This window comes from Klebsiella sp. CN_Kp066 (assembly GCF_040065135.1).
Taxonomy (GTDB): domain Bacteria; phylum Pseudomonadota; class Gammaproteobacteria; order Enterobacterales; family Enterobacteriaceae; genus Klebsiella; species Klebsiella oxytoca.
The window spans coordinates 55,831-72,056 of record NZ_JBEAIU010000033.1 but is presented as its reverse complement, the minus strand read 5'-3'; the positions used below and the strand labels follow the sequence as shown (position 1 = coordinate 72,056).

The window sequence follows — 16,226 nt, the reverse complement described above, 5'->3', positions numbered from 1 at the left end:
CAGCATCGCCTCCGGGGAGTTCAACGACTCTGCTCTCTACTGGGGTATTCTGCGCACAGCTCCCGGGGGCGGCGCTTGACGCGCCTTGCCCGGGCTACAGGTTCATTGCCGTTTGCAGCGCGGTAGCCCGGACAGATGCGCAGCATCACCTCCGGGAAATTCAGCCACTCTGTTCTCTGTAGGGGGCTCTGCGCGCTGCTCCCGGGGCGGCGCTTGACGCGCCTTGCCCGGGCTACGGGTTCACCGCCGTTTGCAACCTGGTAGCCCGGACAGATGCGCAGCATCGCCTCCGCGGAGTTCAACGACTCTGCTCTCTACTGGGCTACTCTGCGCGCTGCTCCCGGGGGCGGCGCTTGACGCGCCTTGCCCGGGCTACGGGTTCACCGCCGTTTGCAACCTGGTAGCCCGGACAGATGCGCAGCATCGCCTCCGCGGAGTTCAACGACTCTGCTCTCTACTGGGCTACTCTGCGCGCTGCTCCCGGGGGCGGCGCTCAACGCGCCTTGCCCGGGCTACGGGTTCACCGCCGTTTGCGGGCCAGAAGCCCGGGTAAAGCGCCGTCAGGCAGCCGACACCACCGATTTTTGCAGCAGCCAGTCGCGAAATACCTGCAAATGACGGGATTCCGTTTTATCCTCCTGCCACGTCATAATAAAACGGTTACCGGTACGAATCGGCACATCGCAGGGGATCACCATCTCACCGCTATCCAGGTCATGCTGAATGGCAAAACGCGGCAGTAGCGCGACTCCCAGATTTGAACGCACTGCCGCAATCAGCATCGAGAGCAGATCGAAACGTGGACCGATGTTGATCTGCGGGCTGGTGATATTCGACAGCGCAAACCACTCCTGCCAGCCGTGAATCCGCGTGCTTTGATGCAGCAGCGGAAATTCGCCCAGCAGCTCCTCCACCGCCAGCTTTTGCCCGGGTTCCGACAGCAGTCCGCAGCCGCACACCGGCAAAATTTCCTCTTCAAACAGATACTCCACTTCAGACCACGGCGAGCAAAAATCCTCGCGCATAATGGCGGCATCGTACTCGCGGCTCAGAAAATCACTCATGCTGGCCAGCGAATGAATATTAACGATGATGTCAGGATTTAATTTATTAAACTCGCGCAGGTTGGGGATCAGCCAGTGGGTGCTAAAGGTGGGATTAACGGCCAGTTCAAGAACCTGCACCGTCGGTTGCCAGGTCATAATCGAATTGGTATCACGCTCCAGTTTGTTCAACGTTTCTTTAACGATAGACAAATAATGCTTGCCGGCCTCATTTAAAAAAATCCTTTTTTTAGCATGATTAAATAATGACGTATGGAGGAAATCCTCCAGCGCCGTGACCTGTCGGAACACGGCGCTTTGTGTTAAAGCCAACTCTTCCGCTGCCCGGGTATAACTTTCATGGCGAGCCACAACCTCAAAAGTCACCAGTAATTCAGTTTTCGGTATTTTTCCTCTCATAACGTCTTCCATTTACGGCGTGCAAAAATTGTTTAATAGATAAAAAAAGCGCGCAAGGACATCAGGTTAGCCCCCGGTGTTATATTTTATTTTACCGTCAGGTGTCATTGATCTATTCCATGATTAATGCATACTATCACTGATCAAATAATAACCAATGATACCCAGGCGCTACAATAAAGACAATTTAAACAACGTGATTTCTGCACAATTAAAAGCATTAAGTTGTCAATATTTTTTCACGTTAACTTGTTTATTAGCGAAGACATGAAGAGAGCCAATGGGAATTAATTACCTGACCATGGGCATAATTGAAAAATTCCGCGATCGGGCACACATTATGAATGCTCCAGGAAAAATCTGTATTAGCCTGAATTCGAGGCTAACCGATGCGAGGTGAAGATCTCCAGAGGTTCCGTTCGCGGAACGACTGGGGGGTCGTGCGGTGAGCAGCGCGGAACACCCGACAAAAGTAGCTGGTTTGCGCAAACTGAAGCTTACGCGCCACGCTGTCTATGGAATTAGCCGGGTCCCCGAGCAGCTCTCCGGCACGCTGCATTTTCTTCTGATTGACCCACACCTTAAAATTTACGCCCTGACGCTTTTTAAAAAAACGGCTGAAGTAGTTAGCGCTGAGACAAACATGGGCGGCAACAGATTCCAGAGACAGCTCATCATATAAATGTTCATCAATATAGCGCAGCGCAGCCGCCAGTTTTATTTCATGCGGCGATTTTTGCGCATAATAAAAAGTGCTCTTTTGTCGCGCCTGTCTCGCACCTTCCTCCTCTGCTTCTTCCATCGCTGAGTAATGACTAACGATGAAATGCAGTAGCCTTATCGCCGCCGAGCGATGATTATTATCGGTTGCTGCTCGATGGTCAAAAATAATATACCCGCATATTTTATTGCTTTGAACCAGCGGTAGGGAAAAGAAATCTGCCCCCGCATAGCAATCGGGCAAGCGACCGTCGGTTACCTTAATAACCGTCGCCGTCAGCCCCGTTGCCCGCGAAAAAACATCTGTTAACGAACTAAAAAAAACGATGCCATTATCCCTTTTATTTTCCGCCATCTTATTCTCCGTAAGCTTTTGCAAGCGGTTAATATGCAAAATATTACGGATAAAAAGGATGATGACTGACGCAAAAAATAATCTCATTTAAACAGATGAATATGATCAAAATGCACAACCGTTACGCCGGTTCAGGAGGACGATGCCTGAGAGCTGCCCGCGCTCAGGCGGCCAGCGTTCTCAAACTTTAACGAATCTTCACAGAAAACTGTGAGCACAAATTTCTGACCGACAAATGATTAATTGTTATATTTCATAAAGTTATACAAATATCATGCGTTTTCGTGATGTTGTTGTTTGTGAGAATCATCATGTGAATGTGAAATGCCCTCCTGAATAATAGGTTCAATGTGAAAACAACTTGAACGGAGTGGATCCATGGCCGTCACTACAGGCGTTATCGCCGACGATTTTACCGGCGCAACGGATATAGCAAGCTTTATGGCTGAACAGGGCTGGCGAGTCGCGCTGCTGCCCGGCATGCCCGATATCACTCAGAGCTGGAACGAAGAGGTTGACGCTATCGTCATCTCGTTGAAGAGCCGCGCTTTACCGGCAGAACAGGCCGTCGCCCAGTCCCTGGCCTGCGCCCGCTGGCTAAGACAAAACGCCGGCGTCCGCCAGCTCTATTTCAAGTATTGCTCAACCTTTGATTCCACGCCGGCGGGCAACATCGGCCCGGTAAGCGATGCGCTGATGAACGACATTCAGGCCCCGCTAATCGTTCACTGCCCCGCTCTGCCGCAAAACGGGCGCACGGTGGTCCACGGCCATCTGTTTGTGAACGGGGTGCTGCTTAACGAATCCGGTATGGAAAAACATCCGCTAAATCCGATGACCGATGCCAGCGTACCGCGCCTGCTGGCCGCGCAGACGGCCAGCCCGGTTGGGCACATTGCTCTCAATACGATTCGCAGCGGTGTGGAAGCGGTCACTTACGCCTTAGAACGCTATCAGACTGAAGGGACGCGCCATGTGATTGTCGATACGCTGGACGGCACCGATCTCCATACCCTGGCTCAGGCGCTGCAGGAGTATCCGCTGCTGGCCGGAGGTTCCGGTCTCGGCGGCGCGCTGGCCGCTAACGCTGGTGGTCATCCTGTTGCGTCGCCGCACCGCTTTCCCTCTCCCGCCAGAGCAGTCGTGTTCTCCGGCAGCTGTTCGACGATGAGCAACCGCCAGGTCAACCGCTATAAAGCCCAGGCGGCATCCTGTTTGCTTGACGTTGCCCGCTGCCTGTCGGATACCGAAAGCTACAGCGACGAACTGTCTACCTGGGCGATGGCGCATATCAGCGACCCGCTCGCGCCGCTACTTTATGCCACCCAGCCGCCAGAGGCGCTACAGCGCATTCAGCAGGAATACGGCGAACAGGCCGCCAGTCGGGCAATCGAACGCACTTTCGCCCGGCTGAGCGCCAAACTTCTGGCCGCAGGCGTCAACACCTTTATTGTCGCTGGCGGAGAAACCTCCGGCACCGTCGTGGAAGCGCTACAGGTGAAGCGCCTGGCCGTCGGCAGAGCGATCGCGCCGGGCGTACCCTGGGTCTTCTCCTTCGGCCTGGCGCTGGCCCTGAAGTCAGGCAACTTTGGCGACGAAGATTTCTTTTTTACGGCCCAGGAGTATCCATCATGAATCCGGTGAGTGAACACCAACTCCGCGAACAACTGGTCCACTATGGGCGCTCGCTGTTTATGCGCGGCTACAGCAGCGGCGGTTCCGGCAATCTCAGCGTGAAGCTGCCGGACGGCGGCTATCTGGTGACCCCAACCAATTCCTGTCTGGGTGAACTGCAGGCCGCCACCCTGAGTCGACTGGATGCCGATGGCGTGCATCTCAGCGGCGATAAGCCGTCAAAAGAGGTCCCTATGCATCTGGCGTGGTACCGCCACCGGTCTTCCTGCGGGGCCGTTGTACATCTGCACTCTCCGTGGCTGACCGCGCTCTCCTGTCTACCGTGCGCCACGCCGGAAAACTGCCTGCCGCCGCTAACGCCGTACTACGTGATGCGCGTCGGACGGCTGCCGCTGCTGCCCTATTTCAAACCCGGACACGAGGGCATTGCCAGCGCGCTCAGTGACATCGCCGCAGACCATACGGCGGCGCTACTGGCCAATCACGGGCCGGTAGTGAGCGGTCGCTCGCTGCGCGAGGCGGTGTTTAACGCCGAAGAACTGGAAGACAGCGCCCGTATCTGGCTGACCTTAAAACCGCTCGGCTATGTCCCGCTCTCAGAAGCAGCAGTGGCCGAACTCGAACAATCCCGACAGGCCTGAGGTGCGATGATGATCCCGGAACAACGGCGCGACTTTATTTACCGCTACGTGCATGAAAAAAACGCCGCCTCCTTCAATGAACTGGCGGAGCTGATGAGCGTGTCGCATATGACGGTACGCCGCGACATTCAGCTGCTGGAAGAAGAAGGCAAGGTTATCGCCATTAACGGCGGCGTGAAGCTCAATAACCTGCTTAAATCCGAGCTGCCGTGGCGAGAGAAAGCGGAGTTGCATCATGAAGTAAAACGCAAAATGGGCCAGCTGGCGGCGATGCTCATCGAGCCGGGTCAAACGCTCTACCTCGATGCCGGCACCTCGTTGTTTGAAGTGGCGAAAGCGGTGGCCGCCAGCCGCTGTTTTAACCTGACGGTCGTCACCAACGACTTTTCCATCAGCCACTACCTGATGGATATGCCGCATATCACGCTCTATCACACCGGCGGCCTGGTGGACCAGCGCAACCGCTCAAGCATTGGTAAAAGCGCCGCCAGCTTTCTTCGCACCATTAATATTGACGTGGCGTTTCTGAGCTCCTCTTCGTGGGATACCGAACGCGGGATGTCAACGCCGAGCGAAGGGAAAGCCTCGGTCAAGGAGGCGGTGCTCACCGTTTCCCGGCGTCGGGTACTGGTCTGCGATAGCAGTAAATTTGGCAAATACGGCATGTTCCATATCTGCGGGCTGGAGCAATTGACCGATATTGTTTCTGATAACCGGCTACCGGAGGATGCGCAACACGCTATTGCCAGCCAGGGGGTGAAGCTGCATCTGGTAGATAGCCGGGAGGATGCGCATCATGCTGAAGCTCGCGGCTAACCTCGATTGGCTATTTACCGATTTACCGATAGCGGCCCGTTTCCAGGCGGCAAAAGCGGCCGGTTTTCACGGCATTGAAGGGCTATTTCTCTGGCAACACCCGCTGGAACAGCTGCAGGCGGCACAGCGGCAAACGTCTCTACCGCTGGTGCTGATGAACGCTCCGGCAGGCAACTGGTCTCAGGGTGAACGCGGGCTGGCAGCGCTACCCGGGCGCGAAGAGGAGTTTCACCGCAGTCTGGAGCGGGCTCGTCATTATGCCACGGCGCTGGGCTGCCGCCGGGTTCACGTTATGGCGGGCTTGCGCTGCGATGCTCTGACGCATCAGGCCCAGCTTAAGCTCTTGCGCAACAGGCTGCGTATCGCCTGCGATGTGCTGGCTGTTGCGGGAATAGACGTGCTGATTGAACCATTAAACTCGCAGGATATGCCCGGCTATTTTATTGATAGCTTTCCGCTGGCCGCAGCAATCATTGACCAGGTCGCCAGGAACAATATCGGTTTACAGTTTGATATTTATCACTGCCAGAAAATTCACGGCAACGTCGCCAAAAATATTGAACGCTACTTTACGCTTATCAAACATATTCAAATTGCTTCCGTTCCTTATCGCCATGAACCTGGGACCGGCGAATTAAATGAAGCATGGTTATTCGATTTTATTAAAAAAATGAACTACAAGGGCTGGATTGGTTGTGAATATCAACCCTCAACATCAGGCCCCGAATCATTACGCTGGATAACGCCTTACCTGTAATTTTAATCTCTCTGTACCGGAGGAAAATATGTCGGATACCGTTATTATCTCGCTGGCACCCGTTGCCGCGGATTGCCCTCGAGTTATACCCGAAGAACTGGCGCAGGAAATACTCGCCAGCGTAGAATATGGCGCGGCGATTGTTCATCTGCACGTCCGTGATAAGCAGGGGCGTCTGACGCCGGACACCGTCGATTTTCAGGCCACAATCGACCCTGTGATGCGCCATTCAAACCTGATAATTCAGGCCTCTACCGGCGGCGTCTCTTCGCTGTCCATCGCCGAACGCTGCGCGCCCCTGGCCTGCTCAGGAGTGGAGATGGCGTCGCTTAACGTCGGCTCCGTTAACCTTGGCGATGCCGTTTACTTTAATCCCGGCCCGGACGTCGAATATTGTGCAAGACAAATCATCGCGCATAACATAATTCCCGAATTTGAAGTTTTCGAAATTGGCATGATTAATAATATCCTTGCTCTGCAGGAAAATATAAAATTCAAAACCCCGATGCTGTTTAATATTGTACTGGGGCATCGCGGCACTACCCCCGCCACGATTGATACATTAATTGCCATGCGCAGCATGCTCCCCCGCGAGGCCTTATGGGGAATAACGCATTTTGGCAGAAAGAATTTCGACATTATCGCTGCCGCAGTCGCCATGGGCGCCAGCGAGGTTCGAATTGGCTTTGAGGATAGCTATTATTTAAGCGCGGAAGAAAAAGCCCAGAATAACCATCAGCAGGTCGCCAAACTCGCCACCCTGATTCGCAGCATGGATAAGAAAGTCGCCACGCCCGACATTGCGCGGCAAATGTTATCTATTCCCCCCCGGCAGCAATAACAACAGAAAGGACATTTCGCTATGACTATGACCACTGTTATTCACAAAACCGGTCTCGGCGTCAGCATCGCCGGTGCCGCCCTGGTGGCGGTTGGCGCGCTGATGCATTCACCCGCGCTCTGGCAGCCTGGGCTGGTGATGTTCACCGCCGGTTTTGCGGCGGGAGCAGGATACTGGCCGGGGTTACGCAGCTATCAGTTTACCTTGTGGATCATCGCCGGTTTCGTTGCCGCGATGACCTGGTCTACGGATCTGATCGTCTGGGGCGGCTTTAACATCACCCATAAATGGATCGTTTTCCTGGTCATCCAGGCCACTATGTTCAGCATGGGCACCAAGCTGACGATCCAGGATTTTATCGATGTCGCCAAAATGCCATGGGCGGTGTTTATCGGTACCTTCTGCCATTTTGTCATTATGCCCCTGCTCGGCCTGACCATTACCCTGGTCTTCAACTTTCCGCCGGAAGTCGCGGTGGGCATCCTGCTGATTGGCGCGTGTCCCAGCGGCCTCTCTTCGACGGTGATGGTTTACATCGCCAACGCTAACCTGGCGCTGGCGGTATCGATAGCGGCAGTATCAACCCTGGCGGCCACGGTGATGACGCCGCTGTGGGTTAACCTGCTGGCGGGCTCGATGATCGATATTCAGCTGACCGCAATGGTGATGGACGTGGTGAAAATCGTGCTCATCCCGATCGGCGCGGCGATCTTACACGACTACCTGAAAACCTACGCCAGTATACGCGGCCGCCGTATTGTGCAGGGACTGGCCGGGCTCGGCGCCCTGTGGCTGCTGTATATGAGCGCCGGAGGCTGGAACACGCTGTTCGCCAGCGCCGGCGCCGAAGCGCAAATGTACGCCGTGGTTGTCAACTTCGTGGCTGGCGGTCTCGTCTGGGCGCTGTTTTACAACTGGCTGTATGGTCGCGTTGAAGGTATTAAGAAAATCATGCCGACTATCTCGATGATAGGGATTATTTTCTTCACGACCACCGCCGCCGCTGCGGGACGCGACAACCTGGTGCAGGTCGGCTTCCTGCTCTGTTTCGCCATGCTGATGCATAACCTCGGCGGTTTCCTGATTGGCTATCTGATGAGTCGCTGGATCTTTCGCATGGACGTACAGTCCGCCCGTACCGTGGCCTTTGAAGTCGGACTGCAAAACGGCGGAATGGCGTCGGGGCTTGCCGCCGCGATGGGCAAGCTGGCAACGGTGGGCCTTGCTTCCGCGGTGATGACTCCGCTTGGCAACGTCAGCGGTTCGCTGCTGGCGAACTACTGGCGCAAAAAGGACGCCCGACAGGCGCAGGCCGCCGCGAACAACCCCGCTCAGACCGTTTCTGAACATCTTTCAAAAGGATAATCACCATGACGACCCTCACTCTGGAACAGGCTTTACGCGCCGTAGCGTTCGCGCTTGACCTCGCTGACTCCTGCTATGCAAAGCGCCCGCTAAGCGTAGCGGTGTGCGACGCCAGCGGGGAGCTGCTCAGCTTCGCGCGGATGGACAATGCCAAATTGTTAACCATTGAACTTACCCAGCGCAAGGCGCATACCAGCAGTCGCCTCGGCTGTACCACGCAGGCATTTTTACAGCGCCTGCAAAAAGAGCAGCTGGACATCAGTTACTTTGCCGATCCGCATTTTACCGCCCTGCCCGGCGGGGTCCCGCTTCTGTACGACGGTAAATGTCTCGGCGCCGTCGCGGTAGGCGGGCTATCGGCACAGGAAGATCACGACGCGGCGCTGGCCGTCGCAGAAAATTTGCTTAAGGAGATAGCCCAATGAAAAAGATCGCTATGCTGCACACCAGTTCAGCGACGCTCGCGATGATGCAGCAGCTGATTGCCGATATCATGCCGGAAGTGGAAGTCATGCATCTGGTGGAAGAATCCATGATCAAGCAGGTAATGAAGGCCGGAGGGGTAACGCCGAATATTGCCGCCCGCATCGCCGACTACGTGCATATTGCCGAAAAAGCGGACTGCGATATTTTCATTACCGCCTGCTCTTCTATTGGCACGGCGGTGGAACAGTGCCAGTTTCTGACGCCGCTTCAGCTCGCCCGTATTGACAACGCGATGGTCGAAGAAGCGATTGAAAAAGGCGAGCGTATCGCCGTGCTGGCAACCGTAGCGACCACGCTAAAGCCGACGCTGGATTACGTCCAGCGCAAAGTACAGGAGAGCGGTAAGCCGCGCGCCATTACCCCCATATTAATGGAAGAGGCATTCCACGCGCTGCTGGCAGGCGATATAGATACCCATGACCGAATCGTCAGTGAAGGGCTACAAAGCGCGTTTAGCCAGGCGGATGTAGTGATGCTGGCGCAAGCCTCAATGGCCCGGGTATTGCAGCAGCTCCCTGCCCCGCCGGTACCGGTCATGACCTCACCAGAAAGCGGGATTCGCTGGCTGAAAGCGCTGGCGGAGAGCTGAGTTACGGGCAAAAAAAAGGCCATCATCAGATGGCCAACCATGTCGAAACTGGACCAGCCCTTGACCATGCAGAAAGTCAGGGCTGTTTTTTTACTTATTACTTAATGACGGTTTTCAGCGCTTCGCCGATATCGGCCAGGCTGCGAACGGTTTTCACGCCAGCGGCTTCCAGAGCGGCGAATTTTTCATCCGCCGTCCCTTTACCACCCGCAATGATGGCACCCGCGTGCCCCATACGTTTGCCTTTCGGCGCGGTCACGCCGGCGATGTAGCCGACAACCGGTTTGGTCACGTGATCTTTGATGTAAGCGGCCGCTTCTTCTTCCGCGCTACCGCCGATCTCACCGATCATCACAATCGCTTCGGTCTGCGGATCTTCCTGGAACAGTTTCAGGATATCGATGAAGTTGGATCCCGGAATCGGGTCGCCGCCGATGCCCACGCAGGTGGACTGACCAAAGCCGTAGTCGGTGGTCTGCTTAACCGCTTCATAGGTCAGGGTACCGGAACGGGAAACGATGCCCACTTTACCCGGCTGGTGAATGTGGCCCGGCATGATGCCGATTTTGCATTCGCCCGGAGTGATCACGCCCGGGCAGTTCGGCCCGATCATGCGCACGCCCGCTTCGTCGAGCTTCACTTTCACGGTCAGCATATCCAGCGTCGGGATACCTTCGGTGATGGTGATAATCAGCTTAATGCCAGCATCGATAGCTTCCAGAATAGAATCTTTGCAGAACGGCGCCGGAACGTAGATGACGGATGCGGTTGCGCCGGTGGCTTCGACCGCTTCGCGAACGGTATTGAATACCGGCAGGCCCAGATGCGTGGTGCCGCCTTTGCCCGGGGTGACGCCGCCGACCATTTGCGTACCGTAAGCGATGGCTTGTTCAGAGTGGAATGTGCCTTGGCTACCGGTGAAACCCTGGCAGATAACCTTGGTGTCTTTATTAATTAAAACGGACATTATTTCCCCTCCACTGCGGCAACAACCTGCTGAGCTGCATCCGTCAGACTTTTCGCTGCAATAATATTCAGGCCGCTGTCAGCCAGTTTCTTCGCGCCCAGTTCGGCGTTGTTACCTTCCAGACGTACGACTACCGGTACGTTAACGCCCACTTCGGCAACCGCGCCGATGATGCCGTCGGCAATCAGGTCGCAGCGTACAATACCGCCGAAGATGTTAACCAGAACCGCTTTTACGTTGTCATCAGAGAGGATGATTTTGAACGCTTCAGTGACGCGCTCTTTGGTTGCGCCGCCGCCAACGTCAAGGAAGTTAGCCGGTTCGCCGCCGTGCAGCTTAACGATGTCCATGGTGCCCATCGCCAGGCCCGCGCCGTTAACCATGCAACCAATGTTGCCGTCCAGCGCGACGTAGTTCAGTTCCCACTGCGCAGCCTGCGCTTCGCGCGGATCTTCCTGCGACTGGTCGCGCATTTCGCGCAGATCCGGCTGGCGGAACAGCGCGTTGCCGTCAGCGCCCAGCTTGCCGTCGAGGCAGATCAGATCGCCCTGTTTGGTGATAACCAGCGGGTTGATCTCGATCAGCGCCAGGTCGCGCTCAAGGAAAATGGTCGCCAGGCCCATGAAAATTTTAGTGAACTGCTGAACCTGTTTACCTTCCAGACCCAGTTTAAACGCCAGTTCACGACCCTGGTAAGGCATCGGGCCCGCCAGCGGATCGAGGGCGATCTTGTGGATCAGATGCGGAGTCTCTTCCGCCACTTTTTCGATTTCCACGCCGCCTTCGGTGGAGGCCATGAAGACCACGCGACGGGAGCTGCGGTCAACTACTGCGCCCAGGTATAGCTCTTTATCGATATCGGTCGCGGCTTCAACCAGAATCTGGTTAACCGGCTGGCCGTTCGCATCTGTTTGATAGGTGACGAGGCGCTTGCCCAGCCAGTGCTCAGCAAATGCGCGAATGTCTTCTTTGCTTTTTACTACCTTCACACCGCCCGCTTTACCGCGGCCACCAGCGTGAACCTGACATTTCACTACCCACGGACCCGCGCCGATTTTAGAAGCGGCTTCTTCTGCTTCACGCGGAGTAGTACAGGCATAACCCACCGGCGCCGGTAAGCCATAGCGGGCAAAAAGTTGTTTTGCCTGATATTCATGTAAGTTCATGTGTTCAGTCCATCCTTCAGGGAATAATTATCTTTAAACCTGTAGGCCTGATAACGGCGCCAGGGCGCGTTATCCGGCCTACGGTAGGTAATACTCTTGCTGACTACACGTCCAGCAGCAGACGAGTCGGGTCTTCCAGCAGCTCTTTAATCGCTACCAGGTAGCCTACCGATTCACGTCCGTCGATCAGACGGTGGTCGTAGGAGAGCGCCAGGTACATCATCGGCAGAATTTCTACCTTACCATTCACCGCCATCGGGCGATCTTTAATGGCATGCATACCCAGAATCGCGCTCTGCGGCGGGTTGATGATCGGCGTGGACATCAGTGAACCGAATACGCCGCCGTTGGTAATGGTGAAGTTACCGCCGGTCAGATCGTCTACGGTCAGCTTGCCGTCGCGGCCTTTTACTGCCAGCTCTTTAATTTTCTTCTCGATATCCGCCATGCCCAGCAGGTCGACATCGCGCAGAACCGGCGTTACCAGGCCGCGCGGCGTAGAGACCGCCATGCTGACGTCGAAGTAGTTGTGGTACACCACGTCATCGCCATCGATAGAGGCGTTCACTTCCGGGTAGCGCTTCAGCGCTTCCACTACCGCCTTCACGTAGAAGGACATAAAGCCCAGACGGATACCGTGACGTTTTTCAAACGCTTCGCCGTACTGCTTACGCAGATCCATAATCGGCTTCATGTTGACTTCGTTGAAGGTCGTCAGCATGGCGGTAGAATTTTTCGCTTCCAGCAGACGCTCGGCAACGCGCTTGCGCAGACGGGTCATCGGCACGCGTTTTTCAGAGCGATTGCCCAGCTGTGGAGCCGGAGCAGCGGCTGGCGCTGCGGCCGGGGCCTCCGCCTTCGCTGGCGCTTTCGCCAGGTGTTTCTCAACGTCTTCGCGGGTCAGACGGCCGCCAACGCCGGTGCCTTTAATGGCTGCCGCGTCGAGACTGTGTTCCGCCAGCAGACGACGGATTGCCGGGCTCAGCGCATCGTTATTTTGCTCTTCCAGAGAAGCCTGCTGACGCTGGGCCGGAGTCGACTCTTTAGCATCAGCTTTCGCACCGGACTCTTTGCCCGCGCTGTTACCTTCGCGCAGGCGGCCGAGGATCTGACGGGAAAGCACGGTGGCGCCTTCGTCTTCAATCACCGCGTCCAGAATGCCATCCGCTGAAGCCGGTACTTCCAGTACCACTTTGTCAGTTTCGATTTCTACCAGCACTTCGTCACGAACAACCGCATCGCCCGGTTTTTTATGCCAGGTGGCAACCGTTGCGTCAGCTACGGACTCAGGCAGGTCGGGAACCAGAATATCTACGCTACTCATTATGTATCCTTTAATTAATCGACGTTCAGCGCGTCATTGACCAGATCTTGTTGCTGTTTCTGGTGAACGGACAGGTATCCTACCGCCGGAGAGGCGGAGGCCGGGCGGCCTGCATAACGCAGAGAGGCCCCAAACGGAATCACTTCACGGAAGTGATGCTGGCTGCAGTACCACGCGCCCTGGTTGAGCGGTTCTTCCTGGCACCAGACAAAATCATGCACGTGCGCATAAGGCTTCAGCGCTTCCTGTACCGCCTGATGCGGGAACGGATAGAGCTGCTCTATGCGAACGATAGCGACATCTTTTTGCTCGTTTTTACGACGCTGTTCCAGCAGGTCGTAGTAAACCTTACCAGAGCACAGCACAACCCGCTTCACTGCTTTCGGATCGAGCTGGTCGATTTCACCGATCGCCGGCTGGAAAGTGCCGTTAGCCAGTTCGTCCATGCTTGATACCGCCAGCGGGTGACGCAGCAGCGATTTCGGCGACATCACGATCAGCGGACGACGCATGCCGCGCAGCGCCTGGCGACGAAGCATATGGTAAACCTGCGCCGGGGTGGACGGTACGCAAACCTGCATATTCTGCTCAGCGCAGAGCTGCAGATAGCGCTCCAGACGCGCGGAGGAGTGCTCCGGGCCCTGGCCTTCGTAGCCGTGCGGCAGCAGCATCACCAGGCCGCACATACGGCCCCATTTCTGCTCGCCGGAGCTGATGAACTGGTCGATGACCACCTGCGCGCCGTTGGCGAAGTCGCCGAACTGCGCTTCCCAGATGGTCAGGGTGCGCGGCTCAGCGGTGGCGTAGCCGTATTCAAACGCCAGCACTGCTTCTTCCGACAGCACGGAGTCCCAGACTTTAAAATGGCCCTGGCCGTTGTGCACGTGCTGCAGCGGCGTATAGGTTGAGCCATTTTTCTGGTTGTGAATCACCGCATGGCGGTGGAAGAAGGTTCCGCGCCCGGAGTCTTCGCCGGACAGACGCACCGAAATGCCTTCATCGACCAGCGTGGCGTAGGCGAGGTTTTCCGCGCCGCCCCAGTCAAACATCTTCTCGCCGGCGGCCATAAGCTGACGATCGCCGTAGATTTTCGCCACGCGCGACTGCATTTCAACGGCTTCCGGTACCGTACTGATGCGTTTTGCCAGCTCCTGCAGACGCTTAGGTTCAACTTTGTCCGGATAGCTCTCATCCCACTCGTGGTTGAGGTACGGAGACCAGGTAAAGGAGTGCATATTCATCGGACGCCACTCCTTCACCACGCATTCGCCGGCATCCAGCGCGTCGCGGTAGAGGTTAACCTGCTCAGTGGCGTCTTCCAGCGTCGCGACGTTATCCGCTTCCAGCTTGTCAGCGTAGATTTTGCGCGGGGTCGGATGCTTTTTGATTTTCTGATACATCAGCGGCTGGGTTGCGCTCGGCTCGTCGGCTTCGTTGTGGCCGTGACGGCGGTAGCACACCAGGTCGATGAAGACATCGCGTTTAAAGGTGTTACGGAAGTCCAGCGCCAGGCGAGTCACGAAAGCGACCGCTTCCGGATCGTCGGCATTCACGTGGAAAATAGGCGCCTGGACCATTTTACCAATATCGGTACAGTACGGGGTAGAACGCGCATCCAGCGGGTTGGAAGTGGTGAAACCCACCTGGTTGTTGATAACGATGCGTACGGTACCGCCGACTTCGTAACCGCGCGCTTTGGACATGTTCAGGGTTTCCTGAACCACGCCCTGGCCGGTTACCGCGGCGTCGCCGTGAATGGTGATCGGCAGAACTTTGTTGCTGCTCGGTTCGTCGAGACGATCGAGACGAGCGCGGACGGAGCCGATAACCACCGGGCTGACGATTTCCAGATGCGACGGGTTAAACGCCAGCGCCAGGTGCACCAGGCCGCCTTCGGTTTCCATATCGGAAGAGAAGCCCATGTGGTACTTCACGTCACCGGTGCCGAGGTGTTCTTTATGTTTACCGGCGAACTCGTCGAACAGGTCCTGCGGTTTTTTACCCAGCACGTTGACCAGCACGTTCAGACGTCCGCGGTGCGCCATACCCAGCACCACTTCGCGGGTGCCGCTCTTACCCGCGTGGCGGATAATCTCTTTCAGCATCGGGATCAGCGCGTCGCCGCCTTCCAGCGAGAAGCGTTTAGCGCCCGGGAATTTCGCGCCGAGGTAGCGCTCCAGGCCTTCCGCCGCGGTCAATTCGCTGAGGAAGCGTTTTTTCTCTTCGGCGCTAAAGTTCGCTTTGCCTGCTACCGACTCAATGCGCTGCTGGATCCAGCGTTTTTCTTCGGTGGAGGTAATATGCATATATTCCGCGCCGATGGAGCCGCAGTAGGTCTGCTTAAGGGCGGAGATCAGATCGCCCAGCTTCATCGTATCTTTGCCGATGGCGAAAGAACCTACGTTATAGATCTCCTGGAAATCGGCCTCGGTCAGATCGTGGTAAGCCGGATCGAGATCCGCCACTCTCTCTTGCTGCCACAGTCCCAGCGGATCGAGATTCGCATGCTGGTGACCACGGAAGCGGTATGCGTTGATGAGCTGCAGGACTTTAACCTGCTTCACATTGGTGTCAGGGTCGGAAATCGAAGAAGTGTAACGCGAGGCATCCTTCGCCAGGCGGCGGAAATAATCACGCGTTTTGGAATGAAATTGATCCGGTTTGACTCCGGTGCCAGGTAACTGCTGGAACATAGAACGCCAGTTGGCGTCAACAGAGTCAGGATCGGTTAAGAAGTCTTCATAGAGCTGTTCTATCCAGCTCTGGTTCGAACCAGAGAGGTAAGAAGAGTCCAGCCAGGCTTTCATTGCGCCGTTCTGCATCGTGATCCCTTAAGCATTTATATGCTTATTTCGCCGTAGAAACTACCACGCACAGAAGTTGTACGTGCCGGGGTTCACTTGTTGCGGAGGAGTTGTGGTTTCGTCCGCTAAGGAACCTTTAAAAACTGCCATTAATCTTCGGCGTTCAGGCTGCGGTTGCGTTAGCTGCCTTCACTTACCCCGGTCACATAGTTCACTATGCTCCCGGGGATGCGTTCAGTTGCCGCCTTACCTCGCTCTGAACGCCTTGATTACTGGTACATATTTGGCGGTTTTTAA

At 55.9% G+C, this 16,226-nt stretch carries 14 protein-coding genes; 8 read left to right on the top strand and 6 right to left on the bottom strand.

Going from position 1 to position 16,226, the window contains the following annotated elements; genetic code table 11:
• Positions 1-560 precede the first annotated feature (560 nt).
• Positions 561-1,463, bottom strand: coding sequence for a LysR substrate-binding domain-containing protein (locus tag ABLV75_RS11725; protein WP_004100304.1), 903 nt, complete (start codon positions 1,461-1,463; stop codon positions 561-563).
• A 382-nt stretch (positions 1,464-1,845) separates the two neighbouring features.
• Positions 1,846-2,538: an AraC family transcriptional regulator gene (locus ABLV75_RS11720; protein ID WP_004100300.1), complete on the bottom strand. Its 693-nt coding sequence runs from the start codon at positions 2,536-2,538 to the stop codon at positions 1,846-1,848.
• 378 nt (positions 2,539-2,916) lie between these two features.
• On the opposite strand from ABLV75_RS11720, the gene otnK reads away from it, so the two are divergent.
• From otnK to ABLV75_RS11680, 8 genes are read left to right on the top strand one after another with little or no spacing between them, the layout of a single operon-like run.
• The gene (gene otnK / locus ABLV75_RS11715; protein ID WP_004100299.1) at positions 2,917-4,173 is read left to right on the top strand and encodes a 3-oxo-tetronate kinase; all 1,257 of its coding nucleotides are present in this window, start codon (positions 2,917-2,919) and stop codon (positions 4,171-4,173) included.
• Entirely contained in the window at positions 4,170-4,814 is a 645-nt protein-coding gene (locus ABLV75_RS11710; protein ID WP_004100297.1) for an aldolase, read from the top strand. The genes otnK and ABLV75_RS11710 overlap by 4 nt, the downstream gene beginning before the upstream one ends.
• Positions 4,815-4,820: 6 nt before the next feature.
• The gene (locus ABLV75_RS11705) at positions 4,821-5,630 is read left to right on the top strand and encodes a DeoR/GlpR family DNA-binding transcription regulator (protein WP_187145416.1); all 810 of its coding nucleotides are present in this window, start codon (positions 4,821-4,823) and stop codon (positions 5,628-5,630) included.
• Entirely contained in the window at positions 5,611-6,387 is a 777-nt protein-coding gene (locus ABLV75_RS11700) for a TIM barrel protein (protein ID WP_004100293.1), read from the top strand. The genes ABLV75_RS11705 and ABLV75_RS11700 overlap by 20 nt, the downstream gene beginning before the upstream one ends.
• Before the next feature lie 28 nt (positions 6,388-6,415).
• Positions 6,416-7,228, top strand: a complete 813-nt coding sequence (locus ABLV75_RS11695) for a 3-keto-5-aminohexanoate cleavage protein (protein ID WP_004100292.1) — start codon at positions 6,416-6,418, stop codon at positions 7,226-7,228.
• Positions 7,229-7,249: 21 nt separating this feature from the next.
• Positions 7,250-8,593 (top strand): bile acid:sodium symporter family protein, encoded by a 1,344-nt coding sequence (locus ABLV75_RS11690; protein WP_004100291.1) that lies wholly within the window; start codon positions 7,250-7,252, stop codon positions 8,591-8,593.
• A 5-nt stretch (positions 8,594-8,598) separates the two neighbouring features.
• The gene (locus ABLV75_RS11685; protein WP_004100290.1) at positions 8,599-9,018 is read left to right on the top strand and encodes a heme-binding protein; all 420 of its coding nucleotides are present in this window, start codon (positions 8,599-8,601) and stop codon (positions 9,016-9,018) included.
• Positions 9,015-9,668, top strand: a complete 654-nt coding sequence (locus ABLV75_RS11680; RefSeq protein WP_004100289.1) for an aspartate/glutamate racemase family protein — start codon at positions 9,015-9,017, stop codon at positions 9,666-9,668. The genes ABLV75_RS11685 and ABLV75_RS11680 overlap by 4 nt, the downstream gene beginning before the upstream one ends.
• 97 nt (positions 9,669-9,765) lie before the next feature.
• Here ABLV75_RS11680 and sucD read toward each other — a convergent pair whose 3' ends face one another.
• The 4 genes from sucD to sucA form a co-directional block, all read right to left on the bottom strand.
• Positions 9,766-10,635, bottom strand: coding sequence for a succinate--CoA ligase subunit alpha (gene sucD / locus ABLV75_RS11675; protein WP_004100288.1), 870 nt, complete (start codon positions 10,633-10,635; stop codon positions 9,766-9,768).
• On the bottom strand, positions 10,635-11,801 hold the full coding sequence (gene sucC / locus ABLV75_RS11670) for an ADP-forming succinate--CoA ligase subunit beta (protein ID WP_004100286.1): 1,167 nt from the start codon (positions 11,799-11,801) through the stop codon (positions 10,635-10,637). Before sucC ends, sucD begins: the two co-directional genes overlap by 1 nt.
• A 103-nt stretch (positions 11,802-11,904) precedes the next feature.
• Complete coding sequence (gene odhB, locus ABLV75_RS11665; RefSeq protein ID WP_004100284.1) at positions 11,905-13,125, bottom strand: 2-oxoglutarate dehydrogenase complex dihydrolipoyllysine-residue succinyltransferase; 1,221 nt, start codon at positions 13,123-13,125, stop codon at positions 11,905-11,907.
• A 14-nt stretch (positions 13,126-13,139) separates the two neighbouring features.
• Positions 13,140-15,947 (bottom strand): 2-oxoglutarate dehydrogenase E1 component, encoded by a 2,808-nt coding sequence (gene sucA, locus ABLV75_RS11660; RefSeq protein WP_004100282.1) that lies wholly within the window; start codon positions 15,945-15,947, stop codon positions 13,140-13,142.
• Between the last annotated feature and the right edge of the window lie 279 nt (positions 15,948-16,226).

Bases quoted from the DNA above. Each gene is read 5' to 3' on its own strand.
- ABLV75_RS11725 (WP_004100304.1), bottom strand. From the start codon at position 1,463: ATGAGAGGAAAAATACCGAAAACTGAATTACTGGTGACTTTTGAGGTT.
- ABLV75_RS11720 (WP_004100300.1), bottom strand. From the start codon at position 2,538: ATGGCGGAAAATAAAAGGGATAATGGCATCGTTTTTTTTAGTTCGTTA.
- otnK (WP_004100299.1), top strand. From the start codon at position 2,917: ATGGCCGTCACTACAGGCGTTATCGCCGACGATTTTACCGGCGCAACG.
- ABLV75_RS11710 (WP_004100297.1), top strand. From the start codon at position 4,170: ATGAATCCGGTGAGTGAACACCAACTCCGCGAACAACTGGTCCACTAT.
- ABLV75_RS11705 (WP_187145416.1), top strand. From the start codon at position 4,821: ATGATGATCCCGGAACAACGGCGCGACTTTATTTACCGCTACGTGCAT.
- ABLV75_RS11700 (WP_004100293.1), top strand. From the start codon at position 5,611: ATGCTGAAGCTCGCGGCTAACCTCGATTGGCTATTTACCGATTTACCG.
- ABLV75_RS11695 (WP_004100292.1), top strand. From the start codon at position 6,416: ATGTCGGATACCGTTATTATCTCGCTGGCACCCGTTGCCGCGGATTGC.
- ABLV75_RS11690 (WP_004100291.1), top strand. From the start codon at position 7,250: ATGACTATGACCACTGTTATTCACAAAACCGGTCTCGGCGTCAGCATC.
- ABLV75_RS11685 (WP_004100290.1), top strand. From the start codon at position 8,599: ATGACGACCCTCACTCTGGAACAGGCTTTACGCGCCGTAGCGTTCGCG.
- ABLV75_RS11680 (WP_004100289.1), top strand. From the start codon at position 9,015: ATGAAAAAGATCGCTATGCTGCACACCAGTTCAGCGACGCTCGCGATG.
- sucD (WP_004100288.1), bottom strand. From the start codon at position 10,635: ATGTCCGTTTTAATTAATAAAGACACCAAGGTTATCTGCCAGGGTTTC.
- sucC (WP_004100286.1), bottom strand. From the start codon at position 11,801: ATGAACTTACATGAATATCAGGCAAAACAACTTTTTGCCCGCTATGGC.
- odhB (WP_004100284.1), bottom strand. From the start codon at position 13,125: ATGAGTAGCGTAGATATTCTGGTTCCCGACCTGCCTGAGTCCGTAGCT.
- sucA (WP_004100282.1), bottom strand. From the start codon at position 15,947: ATGCAGAACGGCGCAATGAAAGCCTGGCTGGACTCTTCTTACCTCTCT.